General features: G+C 71.3%; 21 protein-coding genes, 1 pseudogene and 1 riboswitch. Of the genes and pseudogenes, 6 read left to right on the top strand and 16 right to left on the bottom strand.

Features of this window, described 5'->3' with window-relative positions:
- Positions 1-25 precede the first annotated feature (25 nt).
- Positions 26-829: an alpha/beta fold hydrolase gene (locus ACQP03_RS17100; RefSeq protein WP_433461094.1), complete on the top strand. Its 804-nt coding sequence runs from the start codon at positions 26-28 to the stop codon at positions 827-829.
- A 5-nt stretch (positions 830-834) separates the two neighbouring features.
- Positions 835-1425 (top strand): DinB family protein, encoded by a 591-nt coding sequence (locus ACQP03_RS17095; RefSeq protein ID WP_357118725.1) that lies wholly within the window; start codon positions 835-837, stop codon positions 1423-1425.
- A gap of 83 nt (positions 1426-1508) precedes the next feature.
- On the opposite strand, the gene ACQP03_RS17090 is transcribed toward ACQP03_RS17095, so the two are convergent.
- Positions 1509-2348 (bottom strand): hypothetical protein, encoded by an 840-nt coding sequence (locus ACQP03_RS17090; protein WP_363660368.1) that lies wholly within the window; start codon positions 2346-2348, stop codon positions 1509-1511.
- A 540-nt stretch (positions 2349-2888) separates the two neighbouring features.
- On the opposite strand from ACQP03_RS17090, the gene ACQP03_RS17085 reads away from it, so the two are divergent.
- Positions 2889-3899: a tyrosine-type recombinase/integrase gene (locus ACQP03_RS17085; protein ID WP_396833192.1), complete on the top strand. Its 1011-nt coding sequence runs from the start codon at positions 2889-2891 to the stop codon at positions 3897-3899.
- An 8-nt stretch (positions 3900-3907) separates the two neighbouring features.
- On the opposite strand, the gene ACQP03_RS17080 is transcribed toward ACQP03_RS17085, so the two are convergent.
- Positions 3908-4687, bottom strand: coding sequence for an endonuclease/exonuclease/phosphatase family protein (locus ACQP03_RS17080; RefSeq protein WP_357118734.1), 780 nt, complete (start codon positions 4685-4687; stop codon positions 3908-3910).
- Positions 4688-4924: 237 nt separating this feature from the next.
- On the opposite strand from ACQP03_RS17080, the gene ACQP03_RS17075 reads away from it, so the two are divergent.
- Complete coding sequence (locus ACQP03_RS17075) at positions 4925-5644, top strand: anion permease (RefSeq protein ID WP_433461174.1); 720 nt, start codon at positions 4925-4927, stop codon at positions 5642-5644.
- Between the two features lie 10 nt (positions 5645-5654).
- Here the strand turns inward: ACQP03_RS17075 and def are convergent, their stop codons facing one another.
- Together def and ACQP03_RS17065 are read right to left on the bottom strand one after the other, a co-directional pair.
- Positions 5655-6164, bottom strand: a complete 510-nt coding sequence (gene def, locus ACQP03_RS17070) for a peptide deformylase (protein WP_357118740.1) — start codon at positions 6162-6164, stop codon at positions 5655-5657.
- A 31-nt stretch (positions 6165-6195) separates the two neighbouring features.
- A complete protein-coding gene (locus ACQP03_RS17065) occupies positions 6196-7410 on the bottom strand; it encodes a chorismate-binding protein (protein WP_357170163.1) in 1215 nt (404 codons plus the stop codon).
- A gap of 96 nt (positions 7411-7506) precedes the next feature.
- Here ACQP03_RS17065 and ACQP03_RS17060 point away from each other — a divergent pair, with 96 nt between their 5' ends.
- The gene (locus tag ACQP03_RS17060; RefSeq protein WP_234586185.1) at positions 7507-7707 is read left to right on the top strand and encodes a DUF5999 family protein; all 201 of its coding nucleotides are present in this window, start codon (positions 7507-7509) and stop codon (positions 7705-7707) included.
- 91 nt (positions 7708-7798) lie between these two features.
- Here ACQP03_RS17060 and gcvP read toward each other — a convergent pair whose 3' ends face one another.
- From gcvP to ACQP03_RS17045, 3 genes are all read right to left on the bottom strand, one after another.
- Positions 7799-10621: an aminomethyl-transferring glycine dehydrogenase gene (gene gcvP, locus ACQP03_RS17055; RefSeq protein WP_433461092.1), complete on the bottom strand. Its 2823-nt coding sequence runs from the start codon at positions 10619-10621 to the stop codon at positions 7799-7801.
- A 73-nt stretch (positions 10622-10694) separates the two neighbouring features.
- Positions 10695-10791, bottom strand: a riboswitch (glycine riboswitch).
- A 63-nt stretch (positions 10792-10854) separates the two neighbouring features.
- Positions 10855-11700: an NAD-dependent protein deacetylase gene (locus ACQP03_RS17050; RefSeq protein WP_433461091.1), complete on the bottom strand. Its 846-nt coding sequence runs from the start codon at positions 11698-11700 to the stop codon at positions 10855-10857.
- Positions 11701-11744: 44 nt separating this feature from the next.
- Positions 11745-12800 carry a MerR family transcriptional regulator gene (locus ACQP03_RS17045; RefSeq protein WP_357170171.1) on the bottom strand — a complete coding sequence of 352 codons (1056 nt, stop codon included), beginning with the start codon at positions 12798-12800 and terminating at the stop codon, positions 11745-11747.
- 102 nt (positions 12801-12902) lie between these two features.
- Between ACQP03_RS17045 and ACQP03_RS17040 the strand changes: the two genes are divergently transcribed.
- Entirely contained in the window at positions 12903-13559 is a 657-nt protein-coding gene (locus ACQP03_RS17040; protein ID WP_433461090.1) for an NAD(P)-binding oxidoreductase, read from the top strand.
- A 51-nt stretch (positions 13560-13610) separates the two neighbouring features.
- Here ACQP03_RS17040 and ACQP03_RS17035 read toward each other — a convergent pair whose 3' ends face one another.
- From ACQP03_RS17035 to ACQP03_RS16995, 9 genes and pseudogenes are all read right to left on the bottom strand, one after another.
- Entirely contained in the window at positions 13611-14306 is a 696-nt protein-coding gene (locus ACQP03_RS17035; RefSeq protein WP_357118759.1) for a DivIVA domain-containing protein, read from the bottom strand.
- A complete protein-coding gene (locus ACQP03_RS17030) occupies positions 14303-15469 on the bottom strand; it encodes a globin domain-containing protein (protein WP_357118762.1) in 1167 nt (388 codons plus the stop codon). The genes ACQP03_RS17035 and ACQP03_RS17030 overlap by 4 nt, the downstream gene beginning before the upstream one ends.
- Before the next feature lie 2 nt (positions 15470-15471).
- Positions 15472-15870, bottom strand: a complete 399-nt coding sequence (locus ACQP03_RS17025; protein WP_357170177.1) for a group I truncated hemoglobin — start codon at positions 15868-15870, stop codon at positions 15472-15474.
- A 364-nt stretch (positions 15871-16234) separates the two neighbouring features.
- Positions 16235-16816, bottom strand: coding sequence for a MerR family transcriptional regulator (locus ACQP03_RS17020; RefSeq protein WP_355051042.1), 582 nt, complete (start codon positions 16814-16816; stop codon positions 16235-16237).
- A gap of 192 nt (positions 16817-17008) precedes the next feature.
- The gene (locus ACQP03_RS17015) at positions 17009-17473 is read right to left on the bottom strand and encodes a bifunctional nuclease family protein (protein WP_007460347.1); all 465 of its coding nucleotides are present in this window, start codon (positions 17471-17473) and stop codon (positions 17009-17011) included.
- Positions 17474-17654: 181 nt separating this feature from the next.
- A complete protein-coding gene (ftsR, locus tag ACQP03_RS17010) occupies positions 17655-18356 on the bottom strand; it encodes a transcriptional regulator FtsR (protein WP_357119452.1) in 702 nt (233 codons plus the stop codon).
- Between the two features lie 50 nt (positions 18357-18406).
- Positions 18407-18859 carry an oxoglutarate dehydrogenase inhibitor Odhl gene (gene odhI / locus ACQP03_RS17005; protein WP_007071101.1) on the bottom strand — a complete coding sequence of 151 codons (453 nt, stop codon included), beginning with the start codon at positions 18857-18859 and terminating at the stop codon, positions 18407-18409.
- Between the two features lie 217 nt (positions 18860-19076).
- Positions 19077-19457, bottom strand: a complete 381-nt coding sequence (gene gcvH / locus ACQP03_RS17000; protein WP_357119455.1) for a glycine cleavage system protein GcvH — start codon at positions 19455-19457, stop codon at positions 19077-19079.
- Between the two features lie 58 nt (positions 19458-19515).
- Positions 19516-20512, bottom strand: a pseudogene (locus tag ACQP03_RS16995) (DUF881 domain-containing protein).
- Between the last annotated feature and the right edge of the window lie 5 nt (positions 20513-20517).

Here is a 20517-nt window from a genome sequence, read left to right as displayed (position 1 = left end):
CCGCACACCCCCAGGAAGGACCAGAATGACCCTGGCCGCCGACCGCTCACCGGAAACCGGCCCCGACGTGGTGTGCCTGCCAATGTTCGGCACGACCCGCGCCGCCACCGCCGCCGCCTTGCACCCCGCCCTCGCCGGCGCCGGCCTCCGGGAGACATACCTGGACCTGCCCGGCCACGGCGACACCCCACCCACCTGCCCGCCCACCTCCCAGGCCCTGCTCACCACCATCTGCGCCTGGCTCGACCACCACATCGACGGACCGGCCCTGCTGGCCGGCGCCTCCTACGGCGCCTACCTCGCCGCCGGCATCGCCCGCCAACGCCCCGACCTCGTCCGCGGCCTACTCCTGATCTGCCCCGGCATCACCATCGCACCGGCCAGCCGCACCCTGCCCGAGCACCGCCCGCCGCCAGGACCCACCGGCTGGCTCGACGACGCGCCCACCGACCTGCGCCCACACCTCGACACCGCGCTCGGCCACCGCACCCCGACCGTCGTCGCCACCGTCCTGCGCGCCCTGGACACGGGCGGCCCCGGCGACCACACCTTCCAACAGGAACTGCGCACAGGCCCCGGGTACGCGCTCCCCGACGAGACCGCCGACACCCCCTTCGACGGGCCCGTCAGCGTGCTCACCGGCCGCCAGGACGGCATCGTCGGCTTCGCCGACCAGTTCCACGCCATGCGCCGCTACCCCCGAGGCACCTACAGCACCGTCGACCAGGCCGGGCACTACCTGCCCTTCGAACAACCAGCCCTGCTCCGCGCCCACACCCGGGCCTGGCTCCGCCGAACCCCACAACCTGAGGCCGGTACGCGACAATGACCGCCATGGCTGACCTGGACGACACCAAGGCCGCGATGCACTACTACCTTCGCAGGAACCGCGACGACCTCATCTGGAAACTCGACGGCATCAGCGAACGCCAGGCCAGAACGCCCCGCACCACCACCGGCAACAACATGCTCGGCGTCGTCAAACACTGCCTCAACGTCGAGGCCGCCTACTTCGGACCCACCTTCGGCCGCGAGTTCCCCACCCCGCAGGAGCTGGTCCCGCTCACCGCGTTCGACGACGACCCGCAGGCAGACTGGTACGCGGACGAGAACGAGACCAAGGACGGCCTCATCGACCTGTACCGCCGCGTCGGCGCCTTCGCGGACGAGACGATCGACCAACTACCGCTCGACGCGCCGGGGCAGGTGCCCTGGTGGCAACCCGGCCGCCAGGACGTGACACTGGCCCGGACCATCATGCACGTCACCAGCGACATCGCCCGGCACGCCGGTCACCTGGACATCATCCGCGAGCAGCACGACGGGGCGATCGGCTGGCAGCGCGACAGCACCGGCATTGCCGACGGATACGACTGGCCGGCGTACGTCGACAAGCTTCGCAAGCTGGCCGACCAGTTCGACTGACCGAGCTGGGGGAGAAGGCCGCGGAAACGACACTGCCCTGCCGGTGCTACCGGGCACCGGCAGGGCAGTCACACCGCCTGAAATCAGTTGTCGGTGCCCTTCAGCCCCTGCAACATCTCGGCGAAGTCAGTGGTCTCCGCCGGCGGAGGCGTCTCGATGGTGACCGCCTTGCCGTAGTCGGTGTAGTCGACCACGATGTCGCCCATCGCGCCCATGACCGTGGCCGCACGACGCGGCCGGTACTGCTCGTCGACCCAGAGGTCGACCTTGACCTCCTTAACGCCCGCAGCGGTGAACTGCTTCTCCACAGCGGCCCGCAGCTTGGCGTCGACCTGAGCCAGCTGCGTCGCCACCGGGGTGGTGACGGTGTAGTGGACCGTGCGCGCCCCGTTCACCGTCTCCTCACCGACGACCGTCACGCCCTCGGACGCGAGCAGGGTCTTGACCTGCTTGGTCGGGTCGATGTCCTCGAACTGCTTGCTGAAGTCCATCCCGGCCTGCTGGCCGATGCTGCCCATGTCCATCTTCAGCCACCGCTTACCGCCCATGCTCGAACGGTCCTTCGCCGGCACCTCGACGTAGAACGCGGTCCCGATCAGCCGGACGGTGGTCGGACCGTCGCTCGGGTCCGCCATCGTCATCTCGGCCTTGACCGGGTCACCCAGGTCCAGGACACCCTGCATGGAGATCTTCTGGCCGCCGGTCGTTCCCGTCATCGTCAGCGTCACCGAGTCGCTCTTGTCGGTGACGTCGATCGTCTTCTGCAACGAGCCCTTGAGGTCGCTGGCCAGCAGCTCAAGGACGCTGGTCTGCTTCGGCGCGTCGGACGAGCCCGACGAACCGGTCGCCACGCCGCAGGCGGAGGCGGTGAGCGCCGTAAGCGCCGAGACCGCGACGACGGCGGTCTTCTTCCACAGTGACACGTGATTGCTTCTTTCCGACAAGGCTGCGGGGAATCTCCCCAGTAGATCGACGACACGCTAGCCCACCGCGTCGATCTGCGGGTGCCGTGCCACATTCGATAATGCACATTATGTAAAGTTGGCCGATCTGGTGGCCCCCCGCCACACCGAGGGCGAGCCAGTCGCGCGTCAGGCCGAGTGGACGCGCGTCCTCGTTCGACCTGACGAGGCGTGCGTTGACCGGCGGGAGCAGGCCAGCTCCGTCGGACCGCCGAGGTCCCGGTACACGGTGGGCGTGCCCGCCCGACCACAGGTGGGACAGCTTGCGGGCGACGTCATGCCGCGCACGATCCGTGGCTCCTCGATCAGCCTATGGCCGTTCGGGCCGGCCCCGACCGGGCTGCCGGCCGCCGTGGTGGGCTGTCCAGGCTGCGCTACGCCTGCCCCACCTACGGGGCAGCTCGACAGTCCTTCGCCGAGGTCGGTGCGGTCGCCCGGATGGCCTCCATCCCCTACTCCCCCCGCTTCCCGGGAACACGAAAATGCTGCATAATATCCCTTATGCATGACAAAAAGGACGAATCGCTCGGAGCCTTGATCGAGGAGTTCCTGACCGCCCGGGCCACCCGTAAGCCCTCCCCCCACACCCTGGCGGCCTACCGACGCGACCTGTTCGCGGTGGCCAACCTGGTCTCCGCCGGTAATGCCACTCCCCTCCCCCTCGACGAAGTATCGATCACCGACCTCTCCCCCCGGGTGTTACGGGCGGCGTTCGCCCGGTTCGCCGCTCCCCGCGCCCCCGCCTCGGTGCACCGCGCCTGGTCCACCTGGAACAGCTTCTTCACCTTCCTGGTGACCGACGGTGTGGTGGCGGGCAACCCGATGCCGGCGGTCGATCGGCCCCGGGCCGTCCTGCCCGAGCCGAAGCCGCTGCGGGGCGCGGACACGCCCGAGGTGCTGCTGGCGTCGGTGGCGCGTGACGACGGCCGGCAACGGGACCCGTGGCCGGAGCGGGACGTGGCGGTGTTGGCGGTGGCGCTGTGCGCCGGGTTGCGTCTGTCCGAGCTGCTGGCGTTGCGGGTCGGTTCGTTGGCGGGTCGGCCGGGTGAGCGGCGGATCGAGGTGGCCGGCAAGGGTGGGCGTCCCCGGGTGGTGCCGATCGAGACGGACCTGGACCGGGTGCTGGCGGACTATCTGGCCAGTCGGGCGCGGCGGTTCGGGTCGCGGTCGGTTCGCCCCGACTCGGCGTTGCTGGTGGACCGGCGGGGTGAGCCGCTGCGCCGCGGTGGCCTGCAGTATCTGGTCGAGTCGTGTTACCGGCGGGCGGGTATCGGTGACCGGGTACCCAAGGGGGCGCGGTTGCACGCGCTGCGGCACACGTTCGCGACCCGGTTGGCGGAGGACGGCGCGGGCGCGGCGGAGATCATGCGGTTGTTGGGGCACGCCTCGCTGGCATCGTCGCAGACGTACATCGAGGTGACGGCGGGTCAGCAGCGGGAGGCGATCCGGGCTAGTCGTACCCACCGGGTGTTGGCTGCTCTGGTGTCGGCGGAGGGTGACGCGGCGCGCTGATGCTGGCCTCAGCCGAGGTCGACGAGCAGGGGTCGGTGGTCGGAGATGGTGGACGTCGGCGTGGTGACGGCCCGTACGGGCGGGAGCGCGTCGAGGGCGTGTCGGTCGGCGAGGATGTGGTCGAGTTGGACGCGGGGTTGTCCGGAGGGGTAGGTGGGGCGTCGGCCGAGTGGCTGCCAGCGGGATACGAGGCGGGCCGGGCCGGCGGGGAGGTTGAGGTCGCCGAGCAGGACGCGGGGGCCGGGTAGGGCGCGCAGGGCGCGCACGGTCTGGCGGAGTTGGCGGGCGTTCCAGCCGGGTACGAAGGACAGGTGGGTCGCGGCGACGGTGAGGGGGCCGTGGGGGGTGTCCAGGATGGCGGCGAGGACGACGCGGGGCTCGTCGTCGAGGAGGATGAGGCCGCCGCCGGGTCCGGGGGCGTAGATGGGTGAGCGTATGGGCGCGGGTTTGAGTCGGGTGATGTGCCAGCTGCGCACGGGGTGGCGGCTGATGAGGCCGATGCCGTAGCAGGGTTCGCCGTGGCCGTCGTCGTCGTGGCGCAGGGGTCGGAACCGTTCGCCGGGGGTGCCGACGACGGCGGCCGCGAAGCGGTGGTGTGGCGCGTCGAGGGCCTGGGCGGCGATGGCGGTGAGGTCGAGGTTGCCGCTGCGGTGTTGGTCGCGGTCGACTTCCTGCAGGGCGAGGACGTCAGCGTCGAGGGCGTGTACGGCGGCGGCGAGTCGGTCGGGGTCGACGAGGCCGTCGGTGAGGGATCGTCCGTGCAGCAGGTTGAAGGTGGCCAGGCGCACTCCTGCACCTTACGTGTCCGTGGCAGGGTTGCCGCGTGGTGAAGCTGTTGCTGTGTTCGATGCTGGTGTTCGTGGCGGTCGGGGCGTGGGGGGTGTGGTTGCGGCGTAGGCGGGGCCGGTGAGCGGTGAGTCGCGCCACTTGCGGGGCTGGTGGGGTGGGTCGGGTGGGGAGAATTGCCGACCGTGGACGCCGTATCGCTGAGCACCCTGCTGGCCGCCGCGGCGATGGCCGGGTGGGTGGATGCCGTGGTCGGTGGTGGCGGGTTGTTGCTGCTGCCGGCGTTGTTGGTGGCGGCTCCGGGGGTGCCGGTGGCGACCGCGTTGGGCACGAACAAGTTGGCGGCGATCTTCGGTACGGCGACGGCGGCGGCGACGTACGCGCGGCGTACGAAGGTGGACTGGCGGGTGGCGGGGCCGGCGGCGGGTGTGGCGGTGCTCAGCGCGGGGGTGGGCGCGGCGTTGGCCGGGGCGGTGCCGGCGGCGGCGTACCGGCCGGTGGTGTTGGTGGTTCTGGTGGCGGTGGCCGTGTTCGTGTTGTTGCGTCCCCGGTTGGGGGTGGTGGCTGTGCCGGCGCGGCGGACGCGGGCACGGGTGGCGGTGGCGATCGGTGTGGCCGGGGTGGGGATCGCCCTGTACGACGGGTTGATCGGGCCGGGGACGGGCACGTTTCTGGTGCTGGCGTTCACGACGTTGGTGGGTGCGGATTTCGTGCACGGGTCGGCGATGGCGAAGGTCGTCAACGCGGGTACGAATCTGGGCGCGTTGGTGGTGTTCGCGGTGACCGGGCATGTGTGGTGGTGGTTGGGCGCGGCGATGGCGGTGTGCAACATCGCGGGCGCGGTGGTGGGTGCGCGGATGGCGTTGCGTCGCGGGTCGGGGTTCGTGCGGGTGGTGTTGCTGGTGGTGGTGCTGGCGTTGGTGGCGAAGCTGGGTTACGACCAGTGGGCGGCCCGGTAGGGGCGCGGGTTCAGGCGCGGCGGCTGGGTGAGTCGAAGCGGCCGGCGCGGATCTCGCGCAGGGCCCGGCGGCGGATGTCGCCGCGCAGGGTGTCGACGTAGAGGGTGCCGCGCAGGTGGTCGGCCTCGTGTTGCAGGGCGCGGGCGAGGAATCCGCTGCCGGTGATGGTCAACGGTTCGCCGTGCTGGTCGACGCCGTGGGCGGTGGCGTGCAGGGCGCGCGCGGTCGGGAAGTACAGCCCGGGGATGGACAGGCAGCCTTCCTCGTCGTCCTGGAGTTCGTCGGACAGTTCGAGGGTGGGGTTGATGAGGTGGCCTCGGTGGCCGTCGGCGTCGTAGACGAAGACCTGGGCGCTGACGCCGATCTGGGGTGCGGCGACGCCGGCGCGGCCGGGTGCGCCGAGCAGGGTGTCCATCAGGTCGGTGACCAGGGCGCGCAGTTCGGCGTCGAAGGTGGTGACCGGCTCGGCTTCGGTGCGCAGGACGGGGTCGCCGATGATCCGGATGGGCCGCATGGTCATGGGGGTCAGCGTATCGCCGGTGGTGGTGGTGTCAGCGTCCGGCCAGGGTGGCGCGTACGGGTGCGGTCTTGGCGGCGGCTTCGGCGACCTCGGCGGTGGGGTCGCTGTCCCAGGTGATGCCGCCGCCGGCCCAGGTGTGCAGGGTGTGGCCGGTGGCGGCGGCGGTGCGGATGGTCAGGCCGAGGTCGATGCGGCCGGGGGCGATCCAGCCGAGGGCGCCCATGCTGGCGCCCCGGCCGACGGGTTCGGCGGCGGCGATGTGGGTGAGGGCGGCGAGTTTCGGCGCGCCGGTGACGGAGCCGCCGGGGCAGGTGGCGCGGAGCAGGTCGGCGAGGCCGAGGCCGTCGGCGGCCTGGGCGCGGACGGTGGATTCGGCCTGCCACAGGTCGCACCAGCGGCGCACGGTGAACAGTTCGTCGACGGTGACGGTGCCGGTGCGGGCGATGCGGGCGAGGTCGTTGCGTTCGAGGTCGACGATCATGATGTGTTCGGCGCGTTCTTTGGCGCTGGTGAGCAGTTCGGCGTGGCCGGTGGCGGTGGCGGGGCGGGTGCCCTTGATGGGTCGGGTGATGATCTGGCCGTGGTGGACCTCGACGAGGGTTTCCGGGGAGGCGCAGCCGATGGCCCAGCCGTCGCCGGTGAGGACGCCGCCGTAGCGGGCGCCGGGGAGCGCGCCAAGGCGGCGCAGGGCGGGTAGCGGGTCGCCGCTGTAGGGGGCGGCGGCGTGTCCGACGAGGTTGGTCTGGTAGATGTCGCCGCGGCCGATGGCGGCGCGGACGGCGTCGACGGCGGCGGCGTGTTGCGCGGGTGTCCAGCTCTCGGTCCATGGGCCGAGCCACCAGGGCGTGTCGTCGGGGGCGGCGGGTGCTCGGGTGGGTCCGTGGTGGTAGATGACGACGGCGAGGTCGGGCAGGGTGGGCGCGGGTTCGGGCGCGGTGGCGGGTACGCCGGCCAGGTGCGTTCCGGCGGCGGCGGACAGGTAGAGCGCGGCGCCGCAGACGACCGGGCCGTGTGCGGCGGGTCGGTTCAGGTCGCGCAGGTCCAGGCCGTGTGCGGCCAGGAACTCCTCGGCGAGTGCGGCGGGGTCGCCGCCGTCGGCGCGATGCCAGTGGAGTCGGGCGCGTTCGACGAGGCTGTCGCGGCATCCGGGTGGTGCCGCGGGCGCATCGACCAGCACCTGTGGGAGCGTTTCCACGCCGTATGGTCCGATCTTCCTCATCCGTTCAGTGGATTTCCGGTACGGCAAGGCGACACCTGCTCGATGCTGGACACCTTCGCTTGGTACTGTGCGTCACTGGTCATGTGAACCATGACACAGTGCCCCCACAGTCCGGAGAACCCGATGTGCCAGCACCAACCGACCTGCCCCTTAGCTGAAGCCACCGATCGGGAAGCCGCCCGCGTCCTCGCCTGCTTCCCTGAGCAGGGCTGGAGCCTGCTCTGCAACGGCGTGATCGTCTTCGAGGACACCGGTGAGCTGCTTCCCGACGGCAGCAGCATCGCACCCCACCGCGGCCCCGCCCGCCACGCCCTCGTGGCCTGAACGACCACCCAGCGTCACCACGCCGAGTCGCTGTCCATCGCACAGCGGCTGCCGGGGCGGCCCGATACCGCCCGCCCCGGCACGCCCGTCGTCAGTCCTCGAACGCCTCCGGCGACGGGCACGAGCAGACCAGGTTCCGGTCGCCGTACGCGCCGTCGATGCGCCGTACCGGCGGCCAGTACTTCCCGGCCCGGTCCACCCCGGCCGGGTACGCGCCCACCGACCGCGGGTACGGGTGCGGCCACTCGTCGCCGCTGACCATCGGCGCGGTGTGCGGGGCGTTCGCCAGGGGGTTGTCCCCCGCCGGCCACTGCCCCGAGCCGACCTGCTCGATCTCGGCGCGGATCGCGATCATCGCGTCGCAGAACCGGTCCAGCTCGGTGAGGTCCTCACTCTCGGTCGGCTCCACCATCAGCGTCCCGGCCACCGGGAACGACATCGTCGGCGCGTGGAAGCCGTAGTCGATGAGGCGCTTCGCCACGTCGTCGACGCTCACGCCGGTCGCCTTCGTCAGCGGCCGCAGGTCGAGGATGCACTCGTGGGCGACCAGGCCCTTGTTGCCGGCGTACAGCACCGGGTAGTGCTCGCGCAGCCGCGCGGCCACGTAGTTCGCGGCGAGGACCGCCACGCCGGTGGCCCGGGTCAGCCCCTCGGCGCCCATCATCCGCAGGTACGCCCACGGGATCGGCAGGATGCCCGCGGACCCGTACTTGGCCGCCGAGATCGCCGGGGTGGCGTCGACGTGGGCGCCCAGGGGGTCGCCGGGCAGGAACGGCGCGAGGTGCGCGCGGACCGCCACCGGGCCGACGCCGGGGCCGCCGCCGCCGTGCGGGATGCAGAACGTCTTGTGCAGGTTGAGGTGCGACACGTCCGCGCCGAACCGGCCGGGCTTGGCGTACCCGACGAGGGCGTTGAGGTTCGCCCCGTCGACGTACACCTGGCCGCCGGCGTCGTGGACCTTCGCGCACAGCGACGCGATGCCCGTCTCGTACACGCCGTGCGTCGACGGGTACGTCACCATGATCGCGGCGAGCGCGTCCCGGTGCTTGTCGATCTTCGCGTCGAGGTCGACGAGGTCGACGTTGCCGTCGTCGTCGCAGGCCACCACGACGACCCGCATGCCGGCCATCACGGCGCTGGCGGCGTTCGTGCCGTGCGCCGACGACGGGATGAGGCACACGTCGCGGTGCGACTCGCCGCGTGACGCGTGGTACGAGCGGATGGCCAGCAGACCGGCCAGCTCACCCTGCGACCCGGCGTTGGGCTGCACGCTCACCGCGTCGTAGCCGGTCACCTCGGCCAGCCACGACTCCAACTGGCCGATCATCTCCCGGTAGCCGACGGTCTGGTCGTCCGGCGCGAACGGGTGGATGTTGGCGAACTCCGCCCAGCTCACCGGCTCCATCTCGGTGGTCGCGTTCAGCTTCATCGTGCACGAGCCCAGCGGGATCATGCCCCGGTCCAGGGCGTAGTCGAAGTCCGACAGCCGCCGCAGGTAGCGCAGCATCGCCGTCTCCGAGTGGTGGCTGCGGAACACCGGGTGGGTCAGGAAGTCGGTCGTGCGGGCCAGGTCGCCCGGCAGGGCCGCGTCGACGTCACCGTCGAACGCGGGCACGCCGAACGCCGCCCACACCTGCCGCAGGTGCGCGTCGGTGGTCGTCTCGTCGCAGGACATCCCGACCCGGTCGGCGTCGACCAGGCGCAGGTTCACGCCCCGCTCGGCGGCGGCCGCGACGACCCGCGCCGCGCCGCCGGGCACCGTCGCGGTGACGGTGTCGAAGAACGCGACGTCCGCGACGTCCACGCCGCCGGCGCGCAGCCCGGCCGCGAGCCGCGCCGCCATGGCGTGGGTACGCGCCGCGATGTCCCGCAGCCCGTGCGGGCCGTGGTAGACGGCGTACATGCCGGCCATCACCGCGAGGAGCACCTGCGCGGTGCAGATGTTGCTGGTGGCCTTCTCCCGCCGGATGTGCTGCTCGCGGGTCTGCAACGCCAGCCGGTACGCCGGGTTGCCGGCCGCGTCGCGGGACACCCCGACCAGGCGTCCGGGCAGCATCCGCTCCAGGCCCGCGCGCACCGCCAGGTAGCCGGCGTGCGGCCCACCGAAGCCCATGGGTACGCCGAAGCGCTGGGTGGTGCCGGCGGCGATGTCCGCGCCGATCTCCCCCGGTGCCCGCAGCAGCGTCAACGCCAACAGGTCCGCCGCGACCGTCACGAGGGCGCCGGCGGCGTGCGCCGCCCGCACCAGGGCGGCGTGGTCACGGACCGCGCCGGACGCCCCCGGGTACTGCAGGTGCAGGCCGAAGAACTCGGCCGGCAGCTCGTCACGCGCGACGTCGACGACCCGCACGTCGATGCCGAGCGGCACCGCCCGGCTGGTGATCACCGCGATGGTCTGCGGCAGGGCGTCGGCGTCGACGACGTACACCCCGCTCTTGCTCTTGGAGGCGCGGCGGGCGAGGGTCATGGCCTCGGCCGCGGCGGTGCCCTCGTCGAGCATGGAGGCGTTCGCGGTGGCCAGGCCGGTCAGGTCGGTGACCATCGTCTGAAAGTTCAGCAGCGCCTCGAGCCGGCCCTGGCTGATCTCCGGCTGGTACGGCGTGTACGCCGTGTACCAGGCCGGGTCTTCGAGCACGTTGCGGCGGATCACCGCCGGGGTGTGCGTGCCGTGGTAGCCCAGGCCGATCATGGACACGGCGACGGTGTTGCGGGCCGCCAGGGCCCGCAGCTCGGCGATGGCCTCGGCCTCGGTGGCGGCGTCCGGCAGGTCGAGGGTGCCGTGCCAGCGGATCACCTCGGGGATCGCGGCGTCCATCAGCTCGTCGATGGAGTCGTGCCCGACGACCTCCAACATGCGGCGCTCGTCGTCGGGGCCGGGGCCGATGTGACGGGTGGCGAACTGCTCTACGGACATCAGGGGCGCTCCCGGGCGAGGTCGACGGGTCGGCCTCCCCCTCTGTCACACCCCACCGGAGCGCTCCACAGTGCCTGCCCACGAGGTCCTTTTGCCTGAGAGGTTCCGGGGAGGATTTGCCCCTTCGGCGCCGCCCCTGCTGTCGAGGCGGTCTCTCCCACGTGGGTGGTACCGGCATGGTCAACGCTACCAGCGCCGGTGTTTCCAGCAGATGTCCTACCCCGCGGCGGCTGTCACACCGGCACCGCCGACGCGCCGGTGACCCGCTCGGCGAGCACCGGCAGCACCTCCCCCAGCGGCGCGTCGACGCGCACCGTGGCGTACCCGTCACCCCGGGTCGGACCCTGGTTGACGATCGCTACCGGAATGCCCTGCTTCGCGGCCCGGATCACGAACCGCCGGCCCGACATGACCGTCAACGACGACCCCAGCACCACCACCGCCCGGGCCTGCTCCACCAGCGCGAAACACCGCGCCACCCGCTGCGGCGGCACCGTCTCGCCGAAGAACACCACGTCCGGTTTCAGCATCCCCGTCCCGCAGATCCCGCAGTCCACCGGCCGGAACCCCGCCACCTGCTCGTCCGGGAGATCAACATCACCGTCCGGGTTGACTGCGGCGACCCGGGCCACGAAGTCCGGGTTCGCCTCGCGCAGCCGCCGGTCCACCTCCTCGCGCGAGGTCAGGTTGCCGCAGTCCAGGCACGTCACCTCGTCCAGGCGCCCGTGCAGCTCCACCACCCGCCCGCTGCCCGCCGCGCCGTGCAACCCGTCCACGTTCTGCGTGATCACCGCGTCGACCAGGCCGGCGTCCTGCAACCGCGCCACCGCCCGATGCCCCGCGTTCGGCGTCGCCCGCGCGATCAACCGCCACCCCAGGTGGCTGCGCGCCCAGTACCGCCGCCGCGCCACCGTGTCCCGGGTGAACGCCTGGAACGTCATCGGGGTGTGCCGGCGGGCCACCCCGCTGGGCCCCCGATAGTCCGGGATACCCGACTCGGTGGACAGGCCCGCCCCGCTGAGCACGACCACCTGACCGCCGGCCACCAGCGCGGCCAGTTCCTGCACACTCGTCGTCACCCCTTCATGCTGCCTCAGCGCACCCCCCGATGCCGAGCACCCGCCTACGCCGCGACGACGTCGGCGACGACACAGGCGATGTTGTCGGGCGCGCCCGCGGCCCGCGCGGCGGCCATCAGCTCCCGCACCGTGCGCTCCGGGTCGGCTCCCGCGCCCACCGTCGAGGCCAGGGCGGCCCGGTCGACGACCGCCCACAGCCCGTCGGAGCACAGCAGGTACCGGTCACCGGGCACCGCCACCCGCAACGCCAGATCGGCCTCCACCTGCCGACCGCCGCCGAGCGCGCGCACCAGCAACGCCCGCTGGGGGTGCGCGCCCGCCTCGGCAGGGTCGAGCCTGCCCTGATCCACCTGCGCCTGCACCCACGTGTGGTCCCGGGTCAACACCGACAGCTCGCCGTCGCGCAGCAGGTACGCCCGGGTGTCCCCGACGTGCGCCAACGCCAGGTGGGTGCCGCTGTGCAGCAGCGCGGTCAGCGTCGTCGCCGGCTGGTGCTCGTCGGTCGCCAGCCCCCGCACGGCCCGGTCGGCGTCGGTGACCGCGCCGGCCAGCGCCGTCACCACCTCCACCGCCGACACGTTGGTGAGGTCCAGCGACGCGAGCGCGTCGATGGCGGCGGCGCTGGCGGCAGCGCCGCCGGGCCCCCGCACACCGTCGGCGACGGCGAGCAACCGCTCGTTGGCGTACGCGGCGTCCTCGTTGCTGTCACGGGCGATCCCGGTCTCACAGCCGGTGGCGTAACGGACACTCATCGACGACATGGTGGTGCTCCCCTCGGACAGGTCCCGCACGAGGAGGGCGGCGAGCCGCGCGCGGGCAGCGGTGTCGACCGACACCCGCCGCCAGTACGCGGTGACCATCTCGGCCGCCGCCGCCGGCTCCAGAGCACACACGGTGCGGATCTGCGCCAGCGGCATGCCGATACGACGCAGCTGAGCCACCAGCCGGGCCAGCGGCACCTGCCGCGGGTCGTAGAGCCGGTACCCGGACTCCGCGTCCACCGCCGCGGGCACCAGCACCCCCACCCGGCCGTACAGGCGCAACGCCTTCGGCGTCAGACCCGCCGCCCGGGCGAACGCCCCGATCGTCAGCAACCCCACGTCGGGTTCCTCCTCGCACCGGTCACCGTGACCGGCGCACCCCACACTGGGGGTTGCCCACAGGTCAAGGTCAAGCCCGGCGGGTGCCGGTAGGTTGGGCCCATGCGTGTCGTCATCGCCGGAGGCCACGGCAAGATCGCCCTGCTCGTGCAGCAGCACCTCACCGGGCGCGGTGACGCCGCCGTCGGCCTGATCCGCAACCCCGACCACGTCGACGACCTGCGCGCCGTAGGCGCCACCCCGGTCCTCTGCGACCTGGAACACGCCGACGTCGACGAGGTCGCCGCGCACCTGCACGACGCCGACGCGGTCATCTTCGCCGCCGGCGCCGGCCCCGGCAGCGGCGCCGCCCGCAAGGACACCGTCGACCGGGCCGCCGCCGCGCTGCTCGCCGACGCCGCCACCCGCGCCGGAGTCCACCGCTACCTGCTGGTCTCCTCGATGGGCGTGGACCGGCCGCCCGCCGCCGGCACCGACGACGTGTGGGCCGCCTACCTGCGCGCCAAACGCGCCGCCGAGGACGACCTGCGCGCCCGCGACCTGGCCTGGACGATCCTGCGCCCCGGCCGGCTCACCGACGACGAACCCACCGGGCACGTCACCCTCACCCCACACGCCGGCCGGGGCGCCATCAGCCGCGCCGACGTCGCCCTCGTCCTCGCCGCGCTCCTGGACGAACCCCGCACCGCCGGGGCGACCCTGGAACTCGTCGACGGACCCACCCCGATCGCCGACGCGATCCACGCCGCCACCACCTGAACCTCAACCCGGGGGTGGGGCCTCACACGTAAGGCCCCACCCGCCAGGTGTTCAGCGCTGGTGGTGACGCGGCAACGCCGTCTGCCCGGCCGCGCCACCCACGAAAGGCGCCCCCGGCGTCTCCTTCGCGATCCGGTCCATCGTGCGCACCAACTGCTCACTGCCGTCGTCCAGGTGCCGCGCCGCCGCCTGCATGTGCGACACCATCATCTCGCCGAAGATCCGCAACGCCTCCCGGGTCGCCACCGAGTCGTCGAAGCTCGACCCGGCCGAACTGCGGTACTCCGCCACCGCACGCTCGGCCTCCTGCTTCGCCTCCTCCGCCGCCGCCCGCATGTAACTCTCGTACTGCACCCGGGCGTACTCCGCGACCCGCCGCGCGTAGTCGTGCGCCTGCGCGATGATCTGCTCCGCCTCCCGCTGCGCCGCCGACAGCAGGTTCACCTCCTTGGCCGCCGGCACCTTCGCCGCCGCCCCCGCGCTCGGGATCACCCCGTGGCGGTGCAACTCCACCCGATCGGTCAGCCGCTCGTTCTCCGCCCGCAGATGCGCGATCTGCGTCGCCAACAGATCCAACTCGTCGGCGACCTGCACCCGGAACCGGTCCACGTCCGCGTGGTCATAGCCCCGGCGCGCGAACGGCGCCGTACCGAACTCCCACCGCCGAACCCGGTCGGAGGTCATCCGCACCTGCACACCGCCGGACACCTGAATCCCGTCGTACCGGCTGATCGGGCTCGCGCTCATTGGTCACCCCCTGAACTCGACTGCTGGACCGCCGTACGCCACGCCGGGCCGTACCACTGCTTGCCCAGACCCTCGTGATGCACCTGACCCTCGTGGTAACCCGCCCGCGCCAACGTCTGCGCCGCATGCGACACCATCTCGTCGGACCCGCACACGTACACGTGCCGCGAACGCCAGTCACCATCGGCCAACGCCCGGTCCACCGCCTGCACGAACTCACCCGGCCGGTTCACGTCCGCGCCCACCACGTACGTCACCGTCAACCACGGGAACGACGACGCCATCTTGTCGATCGCGTCGCTGTCGTAGAACTCGCTGCGCGACCGCGCACCCACATACAGGTCCACCCGCCGACGGGAGCCCTCCGCGGCGATCTGCTCCACCAACGCCTTCATCGGCGCCCAACCCGTGCCCGAGGTCAACAACAACAGGTCACTGGAACCCGCCGACCACAACGCCAACCGCTCCCCCACCGGCGCGGCCAGATTGACACGGTCACCCACCGCCGAGCCGTACACCAGCCGCGACGACACCGCGCCACCCGGAGCGGCCCGCACATGCAACTCCAACGTGCCGTCCGCGCGCGGCGCGTTCGCCGGCGAGTAGTACCGCCACGACCGCACCGACGGATGCGACACCCCGATCGACTGACCCGGAGTGAACGGCAACAGGTACTGCGGACGCACCGTCAACACCGCGACGTCGAACGCCCGCCGCTCGTGGGCCACGATCTCCGCCACCCACCACGGCGGGTTCACCGCCTCGGCCGCCTGCGCCGCCTCCGTCATCACCTGCGCGACCAACCCGTACGCGCCCGCCCAGTCCTGAGCCAGCTCGTCGGTCCACTGCTCGGCCAGGAAATGCTGCAACGTCGCCAGCAACGCCTCACCGACCGCCGGGTAGTGCTCCGCGCGCACCGCGAACTTCCGGTGGTCCGCGCCGAGGTCCTGCAGGAAACCCACCAGCCGATCGACCTGGTCCACATGCGACACGATGTGCCCCAACGCGGTGACGAGGCGATCCCGCTGCCCCGCCATGTTCGTCGGGAACATCTGCCGCGTCTCGGGATGGGCCAGGAACAACGTCGAATAGAAGTAGAGCGGCACCTCGTCGCCGTGCGCGGCGACGAGGGACCAACTCTGCTTGAGTCGGGCCGCGTCCACGCTCAGACGCCCGGACGCTCTCCGGTGGACACCACCTGGTCCTGCACCTGCCCCAGCACCACGCGCACGTGGTCCAGGACGTCGGCCGGCACACCCAACTCCGTCAGCGTCGTGATCAGGTGCACGCCCACCTTCGCGTAGTGCTCCGCCGGGATGCCCAGCGGCTGGTGCGTCTCGGCCAAACCGCGACCCGCGTACTCGTTCGGGCCGCCCAACACCACCGCCAACATCAACGCCAGGTGTCGACGCTGCGTCGGCATGTCCACAGTGGCGAAATAGCCCGCCAGCTCGGGATCGGCGAGGACCTTGTCGTAGAACAGTTCGACGGCCGCCTTCACCGAACTCGCGCCGCCGATGCGGTCATAGTGCGAGGCGGCAGCGGTCTCTTCCGTAACCGTCACGGTCGTTCCTTCCGGGGGTGAAAGGTCGCGCGCGGTGACGCGCAGGGGCTACGGCCACCGACGCGACACCCGCGTGCCACGGGGCACCACGGCGGGGACCGTGACGGACCATAGCGTGCCCGCAACCTCCGGTCAGGGCCCCCCTATCCGATTCCCGACAACTGGTGGACACGCACCGTCACCACGGTCCACCCGAGATTCCACCCACCGCAACCGGAGCACCACAGACAGTGTCCACCATGGATTCATCGACCGGGGAACAGCCACCCAACGTCGACCGCCCTGACCCACAGTCACCAGCCGGGCGTGCCCAAAAAAGTCACCCACACCAACGGACCGCGCACCGACAGACGCGCAGCGCTACTCAACCCGCGCGCCGCCGCGCCCGCCGCGCCGCCAACTCATCCCCCACCGGATCAGACGAGGACCCCACCACCGGCTCCGCCGGGCCGCTCGCCGCCGGCTCCGCCGGCAGATGCGACAACGACCCCTGGATCTCCTTGAAGGCCCCACCGATCGCGATCCCGAACACGCCCTGCCCACCCTGCAACAGGTCGACCACCTCCTCCGGGGACCGGCACTCGTACACCGTCGTCCCGTCAGAGATCAGCGTGATACCCGCGAGATCCTCCACACCACGCGACCGCAGCGCCTCGATCGCCTTACGGATGTTCTGCAGGGACACCCCCGCATCCAACAACCGCTTCACGACCTTCAACACCACCAGATCGCGGAACGAGTACAACCGCTGGGTCCCCGAACCCGACGCGTCCCGGACGCTCGGCACCACCAACGTCGTCCGAGCCCAGTAATCCAACTGCCGATAACTGATGCCCACCGCGTGGCACGCCGTCACACCTCGGTAGCCCACCGAGCCGTCACCCTCAGGCGTCACACCCGGCTCGTTCACCTGTGTACCCGGATCGGGATCCTGCGGCTCGTGCATGCGGACAACCTCCCCGTCAGTGCGGCGACGCATCGTTTCCTGCGACGCGCACCCCTCGACACGGCAACCCTAACGCCACCTTCAGGGGTTACCGCGGAGGAACCGGCGCGACACGCCGCGCAGCCACCGAGAAAGATCACCAACCGCGCGCCAGCGTCACCCACCGTGACACCAGCCGGGCACCCGAACCGCTCAGCCCGCGAAGTCCTCCGGACGCACCTGCTCCAGGAACTCGCGGAACTTCTCCACCTCATCCTCCTGCTCATCAGGGATAACGATCCCCGCCTCGCTGAGGACCTGCTCGGCACAACGAATCGGCGCACCAACCCGCAACGCCAACGCGATCGAATCGCTCGGACGCGCCGAAACCCGCACCCCGTCACCGATCAACAAGTCGGCGTAGAACACGTTCTCCTTGAGCTCGGTGATCTCCACCGCCTGCAACGGCGCCTGCAACGCCGCCAACACATCCCGCAAAAGATCATGCGTCAACGGGCGGGCCGGCTTGACCCCCTGCTGCTCATAAGCGATAGCCGTGGCCTCGACCGCACCGATCCAGATCGGCAGATAGCGGTCGCCCTCGACCTCCCTGAGCAGGACGATCGGCTGGTTGCTGGGCAGCTCCACCCGAACTCCGACCACGCTCAGCTCGCGCACCGCCGCCTCCGTGTCGTCGTCAACCTACGCACCGCGCCCTTCCCTGCACGGTACACGGACCGCAACACGGCCGTCCCATGCGCTACAGCACCACGTCCGCGCCAGAAAGGGGTTACCCCGGCAAGCCTACGGCACGCTTCAGAGAAGAGATCTTTCCGCTCCGCCGCACCTGCCGGGCACCTCACCGACCCAACGTCGACCGCAACCCCACCCGCACCAACGCCGCGTGCAACTGCTCCGACAACGCCACCAACTCCCGCGCCGTCTCCGCCGCCCGCGCCCGCGCCGCCGGGTCACTCTGCCGCGCCAACGGCGCCACCAACTGCGCGAACAACCCGACCTCACGATCGGCCGCAGTCCGATAACCCCGCAGATGCCGCGGCTCCAACCCGTACGCCGCCAGACCCGCCACCGCCGACGCGATGATCAACGCATCCGCGTCATACCACCCCGGCGGATCCGACACCAGCACACCGAGCCGCTCCAACTCCACAAGCGTCGACTCGTCGACCCCACTGCGGGCCACCAACTCAGCCCGGCCGAGCCGCACCTGCGACGACTCGGCCGGCTCCGCCGACTCCCGACCCGGAACCGCACCATCAGGCCCCACCGCCACCAACGCCGGCCGCGACCGCTCCGGCTGCTCACCGGACGAATCCCACTCGGCCAACTGCTCACGGATCACCCGCAACGGCAGGTACCTGTCCCGCTGCGCGGTCAACACGAACCGCAACCGCGCCACATCGTCCCAGCTGTACTTCCGGTAACCCGACGCCGTCCGCTGCGGCTCAACCAGCCCTTCGGCCTCGAGGAACCGCAACTTCGAAATCGTGGTGTCCGGGAAATCCACCCGCAACTGACCCAGCACCTCACCGATGCTCATCAGCGGCTGGGACCGGGCCGCCCCGGGTGGCGTGGAGGCCGCAGGCTCGTTCACCCCCGGCCGGCCTCCTCCTCCGGGCGCGGACCGGCGATGAACACCACCCGGAACTTACCGATCTGAACCTCGTCACCATTGCTCAACGTGGCCGCCTCGACCCGCTCACGATTCACGTACGTGCCATTGAGGCTACCCACGTCCCGCACCGTGAACGTCCCACCATCACGGTGGAACTCCGCGTGCCGACGCGACACCGTCACGTCATCGAGGAAGATGTCACTGTCCGGATGCCGGCCACTGGTCGTCACGTCGTGGTCCAACAGGAACCGGGCACCCGCATTCGGACCGCGACGAACCACCAGCAGCGCCATACCCGGCGGCAACGAACCGGACATCCGGCTCGGCACCACATCGGTGTCCGGCCCCTCCAGCACTTCGTCGAGCGAGCCGAGATTGAGCGTCGAGGTGACGTCGAGCGGGGGGAACTCGTCGTCTGGGCGCGTCATGGGACCACCTCACGGATCTGTTCGGTCGGCGTCGGGTAATGGCGGGTCTGGCCGCCGGGCACTCCAACACCCGGCGGCTGGCTCCCCGTGCCCGGGAAGGCAATTCCACAACGCACAACTAATGGGTTCTTCTCGGTCGACTGGGCGAGCCTAGCCAGCGCCGAAATGCAGGGCAACCGGACGCGCGCAGACATCCCGCACGCCGGATCAAGCACACTCAGCCTTCGGTGATCTTCTGATACGCGCCCGCCGTGAGCAACCCGTCGGTCGCCGTCGGATCAGCCGGCGTGATCTCCACCAACCAACCCGCACCGTACGGATCCGTGTTGATCAGCTCAGGAGTGTCGCCCAGCGCCTCGTTCCGCGCGGCCACCGTACCCGCGACCGGCGCGTAGATCTCCGACACGCTCTTGGTCGACTCGATCTCACCCAACGAGTCACCGGCCGCCACGACCGCACCCGCCTCCGGCAACTGCACGTACACGATGTCACCCAACGCGTCCTGCGCGAAGTGCGTGATGCCGACCCGGATCGAACCGGTACCGTCACCCGCCACCCACTCATGCTCGGCGGTGTATCGCAGATCCTCGGGAATCACCAGACGCGTCCTCATCCATCGTGCCCCGGACCACCCGGGCCCGGCGCGGCCGCGCCGGTCAGGAGACCGGACGGGCGTGTTTCCTACTTGGTCGGCACGTGCAGCGCCGAAACCTCGGCAACCTCACGCTCCCCAAACGTCACGTTACCGCCGTCACCCCGGACCGACGCCACCACCCCACCAGGAATGTTCAACGCCGTACGCATCGTCGCCGGATCACCGATCACCGTGATCGTGTACGGACCCGTCAACCGACGCCCCTCCACCATCAGCGACCCGTTCTCCCCATCCAGGAAGTACGTCGACGCGATCACCCGCACCGTCGCCCGGTCACCACCGGAGATCTGCATCGCCTCCGCGCCCGCGCCCCGCAACTCCTGCACCGCGTCCAACACCCGGTTCGCCGTGATCGGCTTCACCCCACTGGAGAACTGCACCGTCAGCCCCGGGCCCACCGCCGGCAACGTACCCGCCAGAATCCCCAGCTCGTCCGCCCGACGCGTCGCCTCGTCCAACGCCGCCTGCCGACCCTGCTCACCCGAGGCCAACTGCCGCTGACTGTCCTCCAACGCCCGGATGTCCTGCTGCAGGCGACTCTCCCGCGCGTCCAGATCCGACAGGATCCGCACCAGGTCCTCCTGACGCGTCGCCCCCAACGTCGGATCCGTCGACGTCGTCTTCAACTGCACGACCAGCGTGAACCCCAGCAACGCCAACAACACCGCGATCATCACCCCGGCCGCGCTCCACCGCGACCGACCGGTCACCGCGGGCGTGGCCGGCGGCACGTCCGGCTCGTCCGACGACACCGCCGGCTCCCCCGCCCGCGACACCGCGCGCAGGTCCACCGTCGCCCCGTCATCGGCCGGCACCACCTCCGGCTCCGCGTCGTCCGGCTGCGGCTCCGACACCGGCCCGCGCGGCGCCAACGGACTCAACTCGTCCGGATCCGGCGCATCCGGCCGCGGATCCGGCTCACCCGCCGGCCCACCGGGCCGCCCCGGCACCACCGGCTGCGGCCAGCCCGTCCCCGTCTCATCCTGCTCGTCGCTCATCGCTG

It is taken from the genome of Micromonospora sp. CA-248212 (assembly GCF_050948405.1).
Lineage (GTDB): Bacteria > Actinomycetota > Actinomycetes > Mycobacteriales > Micromonosporaceae > Micromonospora.
Note: the sequence above shows the minus strand (reverse complement) of the source record. Positions and strands in the feature narration are given on the sequence as shown.

Excerpts from the sequence above, each read along its gene's own strand:
- odhI (WP_007071101.1), bottom strand. The coding sequence starts at position 18,859 with ATGACGCGCCCAGACGACGAGTTCCCCCCGCTCGACGTCACCTCGACG.
- ACQP03_RS17100 (WP_433461094.1), top strand. The coding sequence starts at position 26 with ATGACCCTGGCCGCCGACCGCTCACCGGAAACCGGCCCCGACGTGGTG.
- gcvP (WP_433461092.1), bottom strand. The coding sequence starts at position 10,621 with ATGTCCGTAGAGCAGTTCGCCACCCGTCACATCGGCCCCGGCCCCGAC.
- ACQP03_RS17035 (WP_357118759.1), bottom strand. The coding sequence starts at position 14,306 with ATGAGCGCGAGCCCGATCAGCCGGTACGACGGGATTCAGGTGTCCGGC.
- ACQP03_RS17085 (WP_396833192.1), top strand. The coding sequence starts at position 2,889 with ATGCATGACAAAAAGGACGAATCGCTCGGAGCCTTGATCGAGGAGTTC.
- ACQP03_RS17040 (WP_433461090.1), top strand. The coding sequence starts at position 12,903 with ATGCGTGTCGTCATCGCCGGAGGCCACGGCAAGATCGCCCTGCTCGTG.
- def (WP_357118740.1), bottom strand. The coding sequence starts at position 6,164 with ATGACCATGCGGCCCATCCGGATCATCGGCGACCCCGTCCTGCGCACC.
- ACQP03_RS17020 (WP_355051042.1), bottom strand. The coding sequence starts at position 16,816 with ATGCACGAGCCGCAGGATCCCGATCCGGGTACACAGGTGAACGAGCCG.
- ACQP03_RS17060 (WP_234586185.1), top strand. The coding sequence starts at position 7,507 with ATGTGCCAGCACCAACCGACCTGCCCCTTAGCTGAAGCCACCGATCGG.
- ACQP03_RS17095 (WP_357118725.1), top strand. The coding sequence starts at position 835 with ATGGCTGACCTGGACGACACCAAGGCCGCGATGCACTACTACCTTCGC.
- ftsR (WP_357119452.1), bottom strand. The coding sequence starts at position 18,356 with ATGAGCATCGGTGAGGTGCTGGGTCAGTTGCGGGTGGATTTCCCGGAC.